Raw genomic sequence first — 18,098 nt, 5'->3', positions numbered from 1 at the left:
TCTTTAATAAAAACATTTCTAATTAATAGACATTTAGTATACTGCATTAGTAGATAGTTATTTTTATAGGTAGTAAAACTATGAAAACTGTGGTGTTTGTCTACAATAGTTCTTTAAAATCATACAAAGAAAAATTTCTTCTAAAAATCGAAAGAGATCTTAAAAGTTATCATTATAATACTTTGGTTATAGACGATATGTCAGAGGTTGTTGAGATTCTTGAGGAGAACTCTAGGATATGTTGTATCGTCTTAGATAGAGCAAGCTTTAATATCGAAGCTTTTCATAACATTGCCCATTTAAATACAAAGCTACCTATATTTGTAGCTTCTGATTATAGTCAAAGTATAAAGCTTAATTTAAGAGATTTTAATCTAAATATTAACTTTATCCAGTATGACGCTTTAGCTGGTGAAGACTCGGATTTTATTCATAAAACTATCACAAATTATTTTAATGATATTCTGCCACCACTGACTTATGAGTTATTTAAGTATTCAAAAGATTTTAATTCGGCATTTTGTACACCAGGGCATCAAGGAGGTTATGGTTTCCAAAGATCTCCAGTTGGTGCTTTATTTTATGATTTTTATGGTGAGAATGTCTTTAAAACTGATCTATCAATCTCAATGAAAGAACTTGGTAGCTTACTAGATCACTCAGAGGCTCATAAAGATGCTGAAGAATATATTTCAAAAGTTTTTAAGTCTGAAAGATCTCTTATTGTAACTAATGGCACGTCAACGGCTAATAAGATTGTTGGTATGTATAGTGTTGCTGATGGTGATACTATATTAGTTGATAGAAATTGCCATAAGTCTATAACTCATCTGATGATGATGGTCGATGTTAATCCTGTATATCTTAAGCCAACTAGAAATGCTTATGGCATAATTGGGGGAATTCCCAAAGCTGAATTTCAAAAAGAAGCAATTCAAAATAAAATACAAAATAGTAGTATTGCAGATAAGTGGCCAGAATATGCGGTTGTCACAAATTCTACTTATGATGGAATTTTATATAATACTGATACAATACATAATGAATTAGATGTCAAAAAACTACACTTTGATAGTGCATGGATTCCTTATGCAATATTTCACTCAATATATAAACATAAAACTGCTATGCAGATTGATCCTAAACCTGAGCATATAATTTTTGAGACACAGTCAACCCATAAGCTTTTAGCAGCATTTAGTCAATCATCTATGCTTCATATCAAAGGTGATTATAATGAAGAAGTTTTAAATGAAGCCTATATGATGCATACATCAACATCACCATTTTACCCAATTGTTTCAAGCACTGAAATGGCCGCTGCTATGATGGAGGGTGAGCAAGGATATAATCTTATAGATAAAACTATTAATTTAGCTATAGATTTTAGAAGGGAGTTAGTTAAATTAAAATCTGAGGCTAATGGCTGGTTTTTTGATGTTTGGCAGCCTGATGACATTTCAGATAAAGAGACTTGGTCGCTTAGAAATGTTGATAAATGGCATGGTTTTAAAAATGTTGATGATGATTTTCTATCATTAGATCCTATTAAGATAACTATTTTAACTCCAGGGATAAAAGATAATGATGTTCAAGAATGGGGTGTTCCGGCAGATGTTGTAGCTAAGTTCTTAGATGAGCATGATATTGTTGTTGAGAAATCTGGACCTTATTCTTTATTGTTTATATTTAGTTTAGGAACTACAAAAGCAAAATCTGTAAGACTTATATCTGTATTAAATAAGTTTAAGCAGATGTATGATGAGAATACTTTAATAGAAAAGATGCTACCAACTTTGTACGCAGAAGATGCTAAGTTCTATGACGGTAAAAAAATACAAGAGATTAGTGAGCAATTACATCAATATATGAAAGATGCTAACTTACCAAACTTAATGTACCATGCTTTTAATGTTTTACCAGAGCAAAAGTTAAATCCGCATAGAGCTTTTCAAAAATTACTAAAAGGCAAAGTTAAAAAAGTTCCACTAGCTGATATATACGGGCATATTTGTGCTGTTATGATACTTCCATATCCACCTGGGATTCCAGTGATATTTCCAGGCGAGCGAGTAACAGCAGAATCAAAAGTAATTTTAGACTTCTTATTAATGTTAGAAAAAATAGGCTCGATGTTACCAGGATTTGATACAGATATTCATGGTCCAGAGAGAGCTAAAGATGGTAAGTTATATATAAAAGTTCTTGATGAACAAAAATCATAAAAAAAATGAGAAAAAATGCTTATAAAAGACTATAAAAAGATGTATAGTGTCTTTTGTTAAGGTTCAAATTCAGTGGGTAATTTCTTATGTTTAAAACTCCTCTTTACGAAGCACATGTAGCTGCGAATGCAAAAATGGTTGATTTCTCTGGTTGGTCAATGCCGATTAATTATGGTTCACAGATTCAAGAGCATAATAATGTTAGAGAAAATTGTGGTGTATTTGATGTTTCACATATGCTTGCTGTAGATATTAAAGGTAAGGATGCTGAAAAATTCTTACGCCATATGTTGGCAAATGATGTAGCTAAATTGATTAGTAGCAAAGCACAGTATGGTTGTATGCTAAATCACGAAGCTGGAATTGTTGATGATTTAATTACTTATAAGATTGATGAGGAAAACTTTAGAATCGTTGTAAATGCAGGTAATAGAGAATCTGATGTAGCATGGTTTAGAGAAAATGCTAAAGATTTTACAGTTGAGATAACTCCTCAAGAAGATCTAGCTATAGTAGCAGTTCAAGGTCCAAAAGCAGCTGAAGTAGTTGAGCATGTAGTGACATCAGAAATTGCTGAGCAGTTAGGTCACCTTAAGCCTTTTTCATTTAAATTTTTTAGTAAATGGATGTTTGCACGTACAGGTTATACCGGAGAAGATGGTTTTGAGATTATGCTTCCAGCAGATCAAGCTATGGATTTTTGGAATAACCTATTGAAACATGGTGCAACTCCGGCTGGTCTTGGTGCTAGAGATACTCTTAGACTCGAAGCTGGGATGCATCTATATGGTTCAGATATGGATAGCTCAACAACACCCTTAGAAAGAGGTCTTGGTTGGAGCGTTGATTTATCTGATGAGAGTAGAAACTTTATTGGCAAAAAAGCTCTATTAGCTAAAAAAGCAAAGGGCGTTGACACTAAATGGGCTGGTATAGTTCTTAGATCAAAAGGTGTCTTAAGATCTGGTCAAGAAATCATTTTAGATAATGGTGAAAAAGGTTATATTACAAGTGGTAGTTTCTCACCAACTTTAAAAATAGCTATAGCTTTGGCATATGTACCAAAACAAGGATCTAATCCTAAAGTAAACATTCGTGGTAAAGAGCTAGATGTAGAGATTGTAAAACCTAGATTTGTTAAAAATGGTAAATCTTTAATATAGATGATATAAAGTATTCAAGTCATTTTAGCTAGGATTTAGAATGACAATGAATTTTAAACTATTAGTATTGGAAATTTTAAGCGAAAAATTAAACTGGTTAATTATTGGAGGTAAAAAATGTCAAATATTCCTAATGAATTAAAATATACAGAGTCGCATGAGTGGATAAAAGTAGAGGGTGATGAAGTAACAGTAGGTATTACAGAACACGCTCAATCATTACTCGGAGATTTAGTATATGTTGAGCTTCCTGAAGTTGGGGAGGAGTTTTCAAGAGGGGATGATACATGTGTCGTAGAATCTGTGAAAGCAGCATCAGATGTTTACTCACCACTAGATGGTGAAATTATTGAAGTAAATGAATCTCTAGTAGATGATCCTTCTCAGGTAAACCATGCACCATACAAAGATGGTTGGTTATTTAAACTAAAAATTTCTGATGAGTCTCAGTTAGCTAATCTACTAACTGCTGATGCTTATGTAAAAGTTATGGAAGACTAAATAATTCTTAATATACTAAAATAAAGATCCAAAGTTAAAATCTTTAATTATTCAGAAATTGATTAATATTTAGTATGACTAACTTATTATAAATTAATTATTTTCATTCAAAGGCATGGAGGAAATATGTCTTTTATTCCACATAAACCAGAACAAATTAAAAAAATGCTGGATACTATAGGAGCAAGCTCTGTAGATCAACTATTTGATGAAATTCCTTCAGAATTAAGATCAAAGACCTTAAAAATTCCTGATGGTATCAATGAGATACAGCTAGCGAATTTAGCTAGAAAAAGAGCTAATAAGAATCATCATAATACAAACTATATAGGAGCTGGAGCATATAGTCATTATATTCCATCAGCAATATGGGATATTGTAGCTCGTGGAGAATTTTATACAGCATATACACCGTATCAAGCTGAGGCTTCTCAAGGTGGTCTACAAGTTATCTATGAATTTCAAACTATGATGGCTGGATTGACAGGTATGGATGCTTCAAATGCATCTATGTATGATGGAGCAACTGCATTAGCAGAGTCTGTACTTATGGCGATTCGCTCTAATAAAAAGGCAAAATCACAAAAAGTCCTAATAGCTGAAGCACTACACCCAACATATTTAAATGTATTAGAAACTATTACAAAGCATCAAGGCATTGAGGTAGATGTTGTAAATCTAGACTCTAAAAATGGTAAAACAGATATAGCAAAGTTAGCTGATTTTGCAGATACTCAATATGCTGCAGTAGTTATCCAAAGCCCTAACTTTTTAGGTCAACTTGCAGATGTTGATAGCCTTACAAATTGGGCACATGAACATGGAGCTTTAGCAATAGCTGTAACAAATCCAATGTCATTAGCAATCTTAAAATCGCCAGCTGAATGGGGTGATAATGGTGCGGATATAGTATGTGGCGAAGGTCAAACTATGGGAGTGCCACTAGCTTCAGGTGGTCCATATTTTGGTTTTATGACTTGTAAAATGCCTCATATTCGTCAAATGCCAGGACGTATTGTTGGTAGAACAGTTGACTTAGATGGTAATGAAGGTTTTTGCTTAACTCTACAAGCTAGAGAGCAACATATTCGTCGTGCAAAAGCTACTTCTAATATCTGTACTAATCAAGGTCTTATGGTAACTGCTGCAACTATTTATATGAGTTTGCTTGGTGCTGAGGGTCTAGAAAGAGTTGCTAGTGTATCTCATGAAAATACAACAAACTTGACAAATGAATTATCTAAGCTAGATGGTGTGAGCATTAGGTTTGAAAATGCATTCTTTAATGAAGTAGTTATTGATTTACCTATAAGTGCGGTAACTTTTGTAACAGAGATGGAAAAAGAAGGTATTGATGCAGGTTATTTCTTAGGCGAATATAGTAGTGATTTGGAAAAATCTATTATGATTTGTTCTACAGAGATTCATACAGCAGATGACCATGCTGAGTATATTGCTGCAGCTAAAAAAGTTTTAGCTAGGTTAGGAGGTTAGGAAAATGGTTATTTTTGAAAAAACTAGAGGTGTGAATTCACCAGCTGTAATGCCTAGTAAGAAAGGCGATGTTTCAAATATCCCAACGGATATGCTACGTTCTAAAAAGCCTATTTTGCCAGAGCAAGCAGAGCTAGATGTAGTTAGACATTATACACAGCTATCACGTAAAAACTTTTGTATAGATACAAACTTTTATCCGTTAGGTTCTTGTACTATGAAGTACAATCCTCGTGCAGCACATAAATATGCATCACTTGCGGGTTTCTTAGAGAGACACCCATATGCAAGTAATCAAAGTGCTCAAGGAACTTTAGAGTGTCTATACGATCTTCAAGATTTGATCAAAGAACTAACAGGTATGACAGGTGTTTCGCTTGCGCCTATGGCTGGTGCTCAAGGCGAGTTTGCTGGTGTGGCTATGATCAAAGCGTATCATCATAAGAGAGGTGATTTTGAGCGTAATGAGATTATCGTGCCAGATGCAGCTCATGGTACAAACCCAGCTACTGCAAAAGTATGCGGCTTGAAAGTTATCGAGATTCCAACTAAGAAATGTGGTGATATTGACCTTGAAGCATTAGATAAAGTACTTGGACCAAAGACAGCAGGTATCATGCTTACAAATCCTTCTACTGTTGGGGTATTTGAAAGAAATATTGCTGTAATAGCTAAGAAAGTTCATGAAGCTGGTGGTCTATTGTACTATGATGGCGCAAATCTAAATGCGATTATGGGTAAAGCACGTCCTGGTGATATGGGCTTTGATGTTTTACATATGAACTTACATAAGACTTTTGCTACTCCTCATGGTGGTGGTGGTCCAGGTGCTGGTCCTGTTGCTGTGAATGACAAACTAAAAGAGTTTTTACCTGTACCAATGGTTGGTAAAAAAGCTGATAAGTTTGTATGGTTAGAAGAAAAAGATGTACCAAACACTATCGGTAGATTATCAGCATTTAATGGTAATATTGGCGTGCTACTTAGAGCGTATATTTATGGAGCAATGTTGGGTGGTAATGGTTTAACTGAAGCTTCTGAAATAGCAACTTTAAACGCTAACTATATGATGGCTCGCCTAAAAGAAGAAGGTTTCACGATAGCATATCCTGATAGAAGAGCATCTCATGAGTTTATTGTAACTTTAAAACCTGAATTGCAAAAATATGGTGTTACAGCTACAGATTTTGCTAAGTGTTTGATAGATAGAGGAGTGCATGCTCCTACTATGTACTTCCCATTATTGGTGCCAGAGTGCTTGCTAATAGAACCTACTGAAACTGAAAACGTTGATAGTATGGAGAAGTTTATCCAAGCCATGGTAGAGATTAGAGATATTGCAAAAGATAATCCTGAGTATCTTAAAAAAGCGCCATATAGCCTACCTTCACGTCGCTTAGACGATGTCAAAGCTGCCAAAGAGCTTGATATAGTTTGGCAACCAAAATAATTTTCTATTTAATAGGGTTTACATAATAATCGATAGCCTTTAGATATTATTTACAATATAATTAGTTAATTAAAGACCTTTTGAATAATTAGATGGAAGATTTAAATACTAAACTCCTTTTGGAAAAGATTCAGGACGGAGTTATAGTATATGATTCTAATTCGGTAGTGATCTTTGTTAACTCTAGTGCTTTAGATATACTCAAAATGCAAAAGCAAGAGCTTATTGATAAGAGCTTTGATGATATTAATTGGACATTGCTTAATGCTTCAGGTGATAAGCTTAAAAAAGAACATTATCCTGCTCATACAGTTGCTTTAAAAGATGATAATATAATCAATCGTATAATAGGTTTGACAAATGAAAATATAGAAGAGCCTATCTGGATGCTAACTAATGCATATAGAGATAATAATAATGTTGTAGTAACTTTTAGTGATGTAACACATAGATATACTCATGCATTTCACGATATTGTTGAGCATGCAATTGATGGTGTAATAATCACAAAAGCTGATAATATTGATAAGCCTAATGGTCCTGAAATTATATATGTTAACGATCATTTAATAGAACTGACAGGCTATGTTAAAGAGGAGCTGGTCGGCAATACTCCTAGAATTTTTCAAGGTTATGATACGAGCGAAGAATCAATATCAAAAATCAGGAAGGCTTTAGAAAAGAAATCTCCAATTAGAGAAGTAATGTTAAATTATAAAAAATCAGGCGATGTATATTGGGTAGATATGTCTATTTTTCCATTGAGTTTAGCTCCTGATGATAGCGTAACACACTTTTGTTCTATACAAAAAGATATTACAGAGATTAAAAAATCAGAGATAGAGAGTGTTGAGGATGCTCAAAAGGACCCTTTAACTGGACTCTTAAATAGAAGAGGGCTAAAAAAAGAATATGCCAACTTTACTAAAACTCAGTCTTTTTCTGTGATTATGATAGATGTGGATCATTTTAAGAAAATAAATGATGATTTTTCTCATCTGCATGGAGATAAAGTGCTTATATCTTTGGCTAATATAATTGAAGAATACTCCCGTAGTGATGATCTAGCTGTAAGATTTGGCGGAGAAGAATTTATAATTTTCTTGCCTGATACAAACAAAAATGATGCTAAAAATGTTGCTGAAAGGATACGTCTTAAAGTACAAGAACAGAAATTAATCATAGATGATCAAAGTATCGATTATACTATAAGCTGTGGTATCGCAGCTAATGATAATTTATCGGTGAACCAAACTATAAAAGCTGCTGACAAGGCGTTATATCAAGCTAAATCTCAAGGAAGAAATAGATCAGTTGTCTTCTCCTAAGAGTAAATAGTAAAATTTTATAGCAATTTTGTTGATAGAATAATTTTACTATAGTTATTATACTTAGGCTTAATATATGAAGCGAATTATCTGTTTATGGCTTGCTTTTATCCTTAGTTTAACTACTGTTTATGCAAGTACACATCAGTGGTTAAAGTTACCTCCAACACCAACATTGCCGAAGGCCGAGAAGTCTGGGTATGCAAATGTAAATGGTATACGTTTATGGTACGCAGAGTTTGGCAAGGGCAAGCCTGTAATAATGCTACATGGAGGAGTTGGTAATTCAAATTACTGGGGAAATCAAGTAAGAGCATTAGAAAAGCACTATAAAGTTATTGTAATTGATAGCCGTGGTCAAGGGCGTAGTACTAATGATGGTAGCCTGATCACTTATAAGTTAATGGCTTCTGATGTTATTGCTTTTATGAACTCTATAAATCTTAAAAAAGCTGCTATAGTTGGATGGAGTGATGGAGCAAATACAGGTCTTGAACTTGCTATTAACTATCCAAATAGAGTTTCTAGACTTTTTGCTTTCGCTGCTAATTCAAATCCTAAAGCAATTAAAGATTATGCCAAGAGTCCCGTCTTTAGTAAATATGTTGCTAGAAGTCAGATAGAATATGAGAAGTTATCTCTAACACCAAATGGATATGATAATCTCTTAAAAGAGATTGCTAATATGTGGGCAACGAAACCAAACCTTACGAAAAAGCAGCTAAACTCAATTAAAGTTCCGGTGTGGATTGTGGATTCTCAGGATGAAGAAGCTATAAAAAGAGAGAATACTTTATATATGGCAGATGAGATTTCTAATGCAGGATTATTAATATTGCCAGATGTAAGTCATTTTGCTTTCTTACAAAATCCTAAGTTATTCAATGACTGCTTATTAGACTTTTTATCAGCTAAAAGAGAAGCAATAAGTTAGTAATATTATTAACTATCTTTATTTAAGTATTCTATAACATGATTAATAGCGATTTTTGCTTTAGAAGCTAGTGCTTCTTGTGTGTTAAATCCAATATGTGGAGTGGCAATTATATCTTTTCTATTTAAAAGTAAATTGTCAGAGCTTAATGGTGGCTCAGTATCAAAAACATCAATAGCTGCACCTTTAAGTTTCTTATTATCTAATGCATCAATTAAATCTTGCTGATTAACTATTGGTCCTCTTGCACAGTTAATTAGATATGCTGAAGGTTTCATTAAGTTAAAATAATGGCTATTAATCATACCTTTTGTTTGATCATTTAGAGGAATATTTAAGCTGACAAAGTCACTTTCTTTAAATAAGTTTTCCAAATCATTTTGGGAGCTCTTTGAATTATACTTTATCGTTTGCATTTCAAAAGCATTAGCAATATGTTCTAGTTTTTTGCCTATATTACCATAACCAACAATTCCTAGTTTTTTACCTTTTAACTCAGTTCCTGTATTTGTTCCAATGGCATTAGTCATATTGTTATGATTGTTTACAATATTTCTTGCAAGACAAATCATAAAACCCATTGTTAGTTCAGCAACAGCACTGTTAGCATATCCTGCAGAATTTTTAACTATTATTCCTTTTTCTTTAACAGCTTGGCTATCGATGTGGTCTACTCCTGAGAAAGCTACAGAAATAAATTCTAAATTATCAAGTTGGCTAATAAGTTCATACGAAAGAGTTCTATTGGTTAATAAAATAATATTTACAGATTTTAGTAGCTCTAGGAGCTTTTGATCATTATAGTTACGACTATCAAAAATACTTAATTTGTGACCCTTTAAAATTTCTTTTAGCTGAGCTTCTTGCTCTAGAGTCATACCAATTGGCTCAATAATTGCTATATTTTTCATCTTAATTTTCAGTTTTGTAGAGATATGTTTAATATTAACAGTTACAGTAAACTATAAATATAGTTAATCAAAGAAATCTGAATAGAAATCAATATTAAATAGATAAAGCTTAAGTATAAAATCATTAAATATATGTTCTGTGCGCAGAACCTAATTAAATATAATATTTAGGAATAAAAATTTTTCTATAATCAGTACTTTTTACTGAAATAATTATATCAGTTTGAATGTATAATCGAAAATAAAGAAGTAAAATCTCCCAAATTGCTAGGGTAAATCATTTTATTTAAAGGAACATAAATGAAAAAAAATATTGTCTATATGAAAGAAGAAATTATTGCTCGTATAAATAGAAGAATATGGAATTATATAAATATTAGGTTCATTGAGTCATCATATAATAAAAAACACAAGCATCACTGGTATGGTAGATATAATCAAAAAGATAAAGTTAGTGCTGCTATAGCTTTTTTATCACATATAAATGGTATAAGTAAATTTCCAAATAATTTATCTGGGTGCATAAGAGATGGTAGACTTGGTGAACTTTGTAGAGGTTTCGCAAAAGAAAATAAATTTGAGAATTTACGTGCTCTTCTTAAAACTGAAATAAGAAACTATGGTATGTTAACTAAATATGATGGTTACTTTAGTAGAAGTAGATTTCTCATAAATACTTCAAATGTAGAAGTAAAAAAAATACAAGATGTAAAAGGTATACTAAACTCAGTTAATACTTGTTTTTTTAATTCGGCTACTCAGTTAATACATAGATGTGTAGAGCTTAAAAAAGAGATATACAGCCTAGTCGACCTAGGCAAAGCGGAAGAATACTTTCCATCATATATGGAGATCTTAAAGGAATTAGACAATAAAAAATCGCCATCAAGAGTACGATTGCAAATTTTTTTTGAAAAGTGGAATGAAAAATATGGAAAAGATATTCCAATAGGACGCGAGCAAAATGACCCTACTATCTTCCTATCTAATCTATTAGAAGATATTAGTAAAGCTACCAATACTAATTTATCTAATATAAAAACTAAAGTATCTCAATGTTTTTATCATGAAGCAAAGGGACATTATGATGAAGCCAAAAGTGAGGAATATTCTATATTTAGTATGAATGTAGATGAACAAAAATTAGTGCCTCCTCCTAATGATGATACAAAGCCTAATTTAGATGATAACCCATATATATATACAGTCTCAAGATTATTAAAAGATTATCAAGAAAATATTGAACGCATAAATAAAGATTGTAATTTCTGTAATGATAGGAATGTAATTTTTAATTCAAAATATAATATATTATCTACGGGCCAGTATCTTATTATAGCCCCTATAATATTTAGAATGGATGCTACTACGCATACAGGAAGCAAGATAAATATTAAATTCATAGAATCATTAGAAATAACAATTAATAATAAAACTTATAGTTTAATAAGTGCTGTAAATCATATCGGACGTAATGTAAATTCAGGTCATTATATAAATTATTCTAAAATAAATAATAGATGGTATTGTATAAATGATGATTCTGTTATGCCTGTAGAAAATCCTGATTTAAATGGTACTTCAATATTTTTGTATGAACTGACGTATTAAATTTTTTTTAAAAAAGACAAAATAGTGTCTTTGTGGAAGGGGAAATAATAAAATCAAAGTTTTAAAATGAAGGTGTTATGGACTAGGTTCATCAATTGGTATTATATGATAATGCATCTTACTAAACCGCTGATATTTATTGTCTTTCAACTTTTAAATAACAACGGTTTAGTTGTTTTCAATCTAATTTATATTTTTTTGTGCACAAAACCTATTATGATTAAGCCATAGCGTTTATGGACTAATAGTTTAGGTATTGCTATATTTAATTTTATTATCTATTAGAGTTTGATCACTATGCTTAATAAAAAAACACCTATTACTTGGATATTAAGTGCCTACTTTGCAATGGGTTTTCCTTTTATATTTATAGCACAAGTATCATCTGTGATGTATAAAAATTTAGGTATAAATGATGCTCAAATAACATTCTGGACAGGTCTTTTGATCCTTCCATGGAGCCTTAAGCCTTTTTGGAGTCCTTTCTTAGAGATCATTAGATGGTTTTTTTAGATATTCTATAGCACTATTGGCAATTGTGGCATTTATGGGATCTACGAATGATATAGCTACAGATGGGCTTTATATAAATGTTCTTGATCCTAAAACTCAAGCGAAATATATAGGTTGGCAGGGGGCATTTTATAATATTGCAAAAATTATTGCTGCAGGACCTTTAATATATTTGGCAGGGAGTTTACAAAATCAACTAGGAACTGTAAAGGCTTGGGAGATTACTATGGTTGTTTTTGGAATATTAATGTTTGTACTATGTTTATATCACCTTTTAGTGTTACCTAAGGAAGAAGCAAATAATTTGCAAGGTAAATTAGTTAAGCAGGGTTTGAAGGTTTTTGTAGATGTTGTAGTAACTTTCTTTAAGAAAAAACATATTATTTGGTTTATTGTTTTTATAGTTTTCTATCGCTTTGCCGAAGGATTTGCTATAAAAATAGCTCCATTATTTTCAATATCTGCAGTTAGTGTAGGAGGGTTGGGTCTATCTACAGAGCAATATAGTTTGATATATGGAACCTTTGGTACAGCAGCATTTGTTTTTGGTTCTATCGGTGGTGGATATTTTATTGCCAAGAGAGGGCTTAGAAATGCTAGAATGGTTTTAGTATCTTGTTTTAATATACCATTTGCAGTTTATGCATATTTGGCATTTACACAAACTCAAAATTATTATGTTATTTCAAGTTGTGTTGTATTAGAGTATTTCGGTTATGGTTTTGGATTTGTCGGATTGATTTTATTTATGATGCAGCAGGTCGCACCAGGTAAATATAAGATGGCACATTATGCTTTTGCAACATCAATTATGAATTTGGGATTTATGTTCCCATCTATGTTAAGTGGATATTTTAGTGATTTACTGGGCTATAAATGGTTTTTTATAGGAGTTTTATTTGCTACTATTCCAGCATTTTTAGTGACATACTTTGTACCATATCGATATTCAGATAGCAAAATAGAAAGTAAATCGTAAGTCAAATTAAGGATTTTATAATGAAATTTGAAGAGTTAAATATACCATTTGAGTCAAAACCTGAAGGATGCCAAGATGTCATTTGGAGATATTCTGCCAATCCAATAATACAGCGCTATGCTATTCCAACATCAAATAGTATTTTTAATAGTGCTGTAGTGCCTTTTGAAAATGGTTTTGCTGGAGTTTTTCGTTGTGATAATAAAGCTGTGCAGATGAATATACATGCGGGATTTAGTAAAGATGGTATAAATTGGGATATAAATCATGATCCAATCATTATGGATTGTGGAAATACTCAAATGATAGACTCTGATTATAAGTATGATCCTAGAGTTACATGGATTGAAGATAGATATTGGATAACTTGGTGTAATGGCTATCATGGTCCAACTATTGGTATAGCATATACTTATGATTTTAAAAAATTCTACCAGTGTGAAAATGCATTCTTACCTTTTAATAGAAATGGAGTTTTGTTTCCAGAAAAAATAAATGGTAAATATGCAATGCTTAGTCGTCCAAGTGATAATGGTCATACTCCCTTTGGTGATATCTATATAAGCTATAGTCCTGATATGAAATATTGGGGAGAGCATCGTTGTGTGATGAAAGTGACACCTTTTGACCAAAGTGCTTGGCAGTGTACCAAGATAGGTGCTGGATCAGTTCCGATCAAGACAGATGATGGTTGGTTGATCTTTTATCATGGTGTGATTAATACTTGTAATGGTTTCCGTTATTCAATGGGTGCTGCACTTTTAGATTTACAGAATCCAGATAAAGTTTTATACCGTACGAAGCCATATTTATTAGCACCAGCGGCATCGTATGAGCTTACAGGTGATGTGCCAAATGTAGTGTTTCCTTGTGCAGCTTTATGTGATGGTGAGAAAGTTGCTATATATTATGGCGCGGCAGATACTGTTGTAGGGATATGTTTTGGTTATAAAAATGAAATAATAGAATTTATTAAGAATAATAGTCTAGTGAATCTATAACTTTCTATTGAGTCTTGCTATAGGGAATATTATAAAGTTATATACAGTCTTAAAACACTGGTTTTAAGATGACAAGAGCTAATTTATTTGTAATACTGTAAGTATATTCGTTATAGGGGACTTAATTGATGAACGAATTTACATACAGCACACAAGATCTCAAAGAAAAGGTCTTTACTCAAAAACATAATAAATATGCTCCTCAAAAAGGAGTTCATCTTTATTATTTCCCTGGCTCACTTTACTCACAAATTGCTAGACAAGCATTAGCTGAGAAGAATGCTAAATATGAGAGTCATATGATATTAATAAATAATGCTTGTCAGCAGTATGATCCTAAGTTCGTAAGAATTTCACCATTTTGTGTTGTTCCTATTCTTGTTATAGATGGTAAAGTGACGAATAATGCCTATAACATCGCTAAATTTGCAGATAAATATTTTTCTATACATGCAACCTTATTTCCAGTAGATAAAAAGCTTCAAAAAGAATTTGAATATTTGCAAACATTAGTAGATCAAATTGATCCTGAAGCATTAACTTATGGAGATGTTTCTGTTGCTAAAAGACCTTTTATGTTTAGGTTTCTTTCTAAAAATAGTCATCAGAATAAAATTGAAATTTTAGAGAAGAAGATCAAGAAGCATTCAAATGATCCTTTTTTAAGGAGAGCTTTTGAGAATAAACTTAAAGTTGTTTCTAGAACAAATAAGATTGTTCATAGTCCAAAGCTAATGGAGCAAACTTTACAAGGCACAAAAGAGGCTATAGCTAAGTTAAATGAGTATTTACAGAGTCATAGTGATCAGTTTGCCCTAGGCAAAGACTTCTCTGCTATAGATATTTATTTAGGAGTGTTTTTATGGAGATTAGATTTTCTAAATTTAGGAGAGTACCTGTGGGGAGATAGTCAGCGTATAAAAAAATATACGGAAAATCTTTGGCAGAGAGATTCCTTTATAGAGGTTGTTATTAAACCATGGAAGCAGATGAAAAAAGATTTACTTATTCCGATGTTTATTTCAAAAGTAAAATCAATACTGAGTTTTAAATCGTAGACAAACAAGTTATCGCTTGTGAATGATATACTTTTCTCGTAGACTTTTTGTATAGGGATTTTTTTTGGGAGTTGTTTCTCCGTGAGAGATTGGAGTAGTCTAGAAAAAGAGTATCAAAGTAGAGTTCGTTCTATAAGTAAGTTTTTAGATGGTAAAGTTTGTAAAAGTAGTGATTGTGTATCATTATTAGAAAATGCCATTTTACCAAAAGATAAAGTCTGTATCGAAGGGGATAATCAAAAGCAAGCAAGTTTTTTAGCTAAATCATTATTGGCTTGTGATGTTTCAAAAGTTAATCATCTTCATATGATACAATCTGCTATTTCATTATCTCAACATTTAGATATTTTTGATAAAGGGATTGCTTCAAAGGTTGATTTTAGTTTCTCAGGTCCTCAGTCAATTAGACTGTCGCAGATGATTAAAAATGGTAAGATTGAGATCGGCAATATACATACTTATAATGAGCTATATGCTCGAATGGTAATGGATCTGACGCCAAATGTAGCACTTATTGTTGCAGAGCAAGCAGATAGAGCTGGCAATCTATATACTGGAGCAAATACTGAAGAGACGCCAGCAATTGTTGAGGCAACTTCATTTAAAAAGGGCTTGATAATAGTACAAGTTAATAAAATTGTCGATAAGCTTCCACGAGTTGATATACCGGGTGATTGGGTTGATGTAATAATAGAATCACCAGAGCCTTGCTATATTGAGCCACTATTTACTAGAGATCCAGCTTTAATAGATGAGATCAAAATCTTAATGGCTATGATGGTTATTAAAGGTATATATGCTCCATATCAGGTTAATCGCCTTAATCATGGGGTTGGTTTTAATACTTGTGCCATAGAGCTTATTTTACCTACATATGCCGAATCATTAGGCTTAAAAGGGAAAATCTGTAAACATTGGATGGTTAATCCATTACCAACGCTAATTCCTGCAATTGAAGCAGGTTTTGTTGAATCTATCCACTCTGTTGGTGGAGAGCTTGGTATGAATGATTATGTCAAAGCAAGGTCAGATGTGTTTTTTACAGGAAGAGATGGGTCACTTAGATCAAATAGGTTATTCGGTCAGTTAGCGGGGCATTATGGTTGCGATGTATTTATTGGGGCAACTTTACAGATGGATTTACAAGCAAACAGTTCAACTGCAACAAAAGGACGTGTGGCTGGATTCGGAGGAGCTCCAAATATGGGTTGTGATTCTTTAGGTAGACGACATTCCTCTTATGCATGGCTAAAAGCAGGGCAAGAGATTACACAAGCTACTTCTAATAAGATGCCACGTGGGAGAAAGTTAGTAATACAAATGATCGAGACATTCCAGGGTTCTGGCAAGCCAACATTCGTTGAAAATCTTGATGCTTGGGATTTGCAAAAAGAAATGAAAGCAGATTTACCTCCGGTAATGATTTATGGTGATGATATATCGCATGTTGTTACAGAAGAAGGTATCGCAAATCTTTTGATGTGTAAAAATGCAGATGAAAGAGAGCAGGCGATTCGAGGAGTAGCAGGTTATACGCCAGTTGGATTAGCAAGAGATAAACAAAAGGTTGCCAAGCTAAGAGAAAGAGGAGTGATTCAGCGCCCTGAAGATTTAGGGATAAAACTTAGTGATGCCTCTAGAGATTTACTTGCAGCTAAATCTATACGTGACCTTGTAGATATTTCGGGAGGATTATATAAAGCACCAAGTAAATTTAGAAACTGGTAGGTAGGTTGATATGCAAAAATTAAACTATGTATTTGAGGCAACGAAGTCAACAACGAAAGGCTTAGCTTGTACTATAGGTGTTGTAGGTTCTGGAAATTGTGAAGTGTTAGTAGACAAAAGTAAGCGAGAAAGTAAAGTAACATTTGACATATTTACATCAGTAGATGGTTTTGAACAGTTATGGCAAGCAGTATGTACATATTTTGTTGATGAGTATAAGCCAGAAGCATTAGGTTTCAGAATAAATGATAGCGGAGCAACGCCAGCTGTTGTAGCTCTTAGGTTAAGACAGGCAATTGAAGTATACTATAAGCAAGAAGTTCCAAAGGGTAATAATTATCTGGAGCTTGATGCTAGAAGCAGGATAGCTTCTCTTTTTGAAAACTTTGAGGAATTTAATTGTAAAGATGGCTGCTATAGTCATCATCTCGATGATCTAGGAATAACTAGTGAGCATGATGATGGTATTGTTTTAGGTAGAGCTAATTTTAAAAATAAAAAAGTATTTGTTGCTGCACAACAGAAGGATTTTATTGGTGGCGCTGTTGGAGAGATGCACGGTGCAAAGCTAAATGCATTATTTAAAAAAGCAGTGAAGGAAAATATAGAAGCAGTTATTTTACTGATTGATAGTGGCGGTGTCCGTTTACATGAGGCAAATGCCGGAGAGATTGCTATATCTGAAATTATCAGATCTATATTTGCTGCAAGAAGGAATGGAGTCAAAACAATAGGTGTCATCTGTGGTAAAAATGGTGCCTATGGAGGCATGGGAATTATTGCGGCAACGCTAGATTGTCGAATTGTTTCTGAAGTATCACGAATGGGCGTCTCAGGGGCCGAAGTTATCCAAGCAGTTAAAGGTATTGAAGCATTTGATGCTAATGATCGAGCCCTTGTATGGAGAGTTTATGGCGGTAAAACACGTTATCTAAATAGTGAGGTTGAACTTTTTGCTGATAATAATATAGATACGATTCGAATCAGAATTAGTGAAGCATTGCAAAAAGAAGCCAGATTAGATTTAGAAGTAGTTAAAGCTGAACAAAAGCTACTTAAACAAAGGTTATTAGACTCTGGAGATTGTAGAGAAGAAGCAGAGTATCTTAATGAGAATAACTATGGTGAATTAGCTGATAAGATTTTTGATATGAATTATAGTGATTTTCTAAAAATAGCTGAAGATATCAAAAGGAGTTAAT

15 protein-coding genes are annotated in these 18,098 nt (G+C 32.8%); 14 read left to right on the top strand and 1 reads right to left on the bottom strand.

What is annotated here, in order from left to right:
- The first annotated feature begins 80 nt into the window (after positions 1–80).
- The 7 genes from ldcC to F3D62_RS04625 all read left to right on the top strand — a co-directional run bounded on the left by ldcC (position 81) and on the right by F3D62_RS04625 (position 9,095).
- Positions 81–2,225 (top strand): lysine decarboxylase LdcC, encoded by a 2,145-nt coding sequence (gene ldcC, locus F3D62_RS04655; RefSeq protein ID WP_150467082.1) that lies wholly within the window; start codon positions 81–83, stop codon positions 2,223–2,225.
- Between the two features lie 86 nt (positions 2,226–2,311).
- A complete protein-coding gene (gcvT, locus tag F3D62_RS04650) occupies positions 2,312–3,388 on the top strand; it encodes a glycine cleavage system aminomethyltransferase GcvT (protein WP_150467081.1) in 1,077 nt (358 codons plus the stop codon).
- A 117-nt stretch (positions 3,389–3,505) separates the two neighbouring features.
- Positions 3,506–3,889 carry a glycine cleavage system protein GcvH gene (gene gcvH / locus F3D62_RS04645; protein WP_150467080.1) on the top strand — a complete coding sequence of 128 codons (384 nt, stop codon included), beginning with the start codon at positions 3,506–3,508 and terminating at the stop codon, positions 3,887–3,889.
- A 126-nt stretch (positions 3,890–4,015) separates the two neighbouring features.
- On the top strand, positions 4,016–5,383 hold the full coding sequence (gene gcvPA, locus F3D62_RS04640; protein ID WP_150467079.1) for an aminomethyl-transferring glycine dehydrogenase subunit GcvPA: 1,368 nt from the start codon (positions 4,016–4,018) through the stop codon (positions 5,381–5,383).
- 4 nt (positions 5,384–5,387) lie between these two features.
- On the top strand, positions 5,388–6,833 hold the full coding sequence (gcvPB, locus tag F3D62_RS04635) for an aminomethyl-transferring glycine dehydrogenase subunit GcvPB (protein ID WP_150467078.1): 1,446 nt from the start codon (positions 5,388–5,390) through the stop codon (positions 6,831–6,833).
- Positions 6,834–6,925: 92 nt separating this feature from the next.
- The gene (locus F3D62_RS04630; RefSeq protein ID WP_150467077.1) at positions 6,926–8,161 is read left to right on the top strand and encodes a sensor domain-containing diguanylate cyclase; all 1,236 of its coding nucleotides are present in this window, start codon (positions 6,926–6,928) and stop codon (positions 8,159–8,161) included.
- Between the two features lie 76 nt (positions 8,162–8,237).
- Entirely contained in the window at positions 8,238–9,095 is an 858-nt protein-coding gene (locus F3D62_RS04625) for an alpha/beta fold hydrolase (protein ID WP_150467076.1), read from the top strand.
- An 8-nt stretch (positions 9,096–9,103) separates the two neighbouring features.
- On the opposite strand, the gene F3D62_RS04620 is transcribed toward F3D62_RS04625, so the two are convergent.
- On the bottom strand, positions 9,104–10,006 hold the full coding sequence (locus tag F3D62_RS04620; protein WP_150467075.1) for an NAD(P)-dependent oxidoreductase: 903 nt from the start codon (positions 10,004–10,006) through the stop codon (positions 9,104–9,106).
- A 300-nt stretch (positions 10,007–10,306) separates the two neighbouring features.
- On the opposite strand from F3D62_RS04620, the gene F3D62_RS04615 reads away from it, so the two are divergent.
- From F3D62_RS04615 to mdcD, 7 genes are all read left to right on the top strand, one after another.
- Positions 10,307–11,617 (top strand): ubiquitin carboxyl-terminal hydrolase, encoded by a 1,311-nt coding sequence (locus F3D62_RS04615; RefSeq protein WP_150467074.1) that lies wholly within the window; start codon positions 10,307–10,309, stop codon positions 11,615–11,617.
- Between the two features lie 297 nt (positions 11,618–11,914).
- On the top strand, positions 11,915–12,130 hold the full coding sequence (locus F3D62_RS12920; protein WP_224732638.1) for a hypothetical protein: 216 nt from the start codon (positions 11,915–11,917) through the stop codon (positions 12,128–12,130).
- Positions 12,131–12,164: 34 nt separating this feature from the next.
- A complete protein-coding gene (locus tag F3D62_RS04610) occupies positions 12,165–13,109 on the top strand; it encodes an MFS transporter (protein WP_263478755.1) in 945 nt (314 codons plus the stop codon).
- Positions 13,110–13,129: 20 nt separating this feature from the next.
- On the top strand, positions 13,130–14,110 hold the full coding sequence (locus F3D62_RS04605) for a glycoside hydrolase family 130 protein (protein ID WP_150467073.1): 981 nt from the start codon (positions 13,130–13,132) through the stop codon (positions 14,108–14,110).
- A 128-nt stretch (positions 14,111–14,238) separates the two neighbouring features.
- Positions 14,239–15,168 carry a glutathione S-transferase family protein gene (locus F3D62_RS04600; protein WP_150467072.1) on the top strand — a complete coding sequence of 310 codons (930 nt, stop codon included), beginning with the start codon at positions 14,239–14,241 and terminating at the stop codon, positions 15,166–15,168.
- 81 nt (positions 15,169–15,249) lie between these two features.
- A complete protein-coding gene (gene mdcA, locus F3D62_RS04595; protein WP_150467071.1) occupies positions 15,250–16,896 on the top strand; it encodes a malonate decarboxylase subunit alpha in 1,647 nt (548 codons plus the stop codon).
- A 10-nt stretch (positions 16,897–16,906) separates the two neighbouring features.
- Positions 16,907–18,097, top strand: a complete 1,191-nt coding sequence (mdcD, locus tag F3D62_RS04590; RefSeq protein WP_150467070.1) for a biotin-independent malonate decarboxylase subunit beta — start codon at positions 16,907–16,909, stop codon at positions 18,095–18,097.
- Position 18,098 lies beyond the last annotated feature (1 nt).

It is taken from the genome of Francisella sp. SYW-9 (genome assembly GCF_008711465.1).
GTDB lineage: Bacteria > Pseudomonadota > Gammaproteobacteria > Francisellales > Francisellaceae > Francisella.
This window is presented reverse-complemented; position numbering and strand designations above follow the sequence as displayed.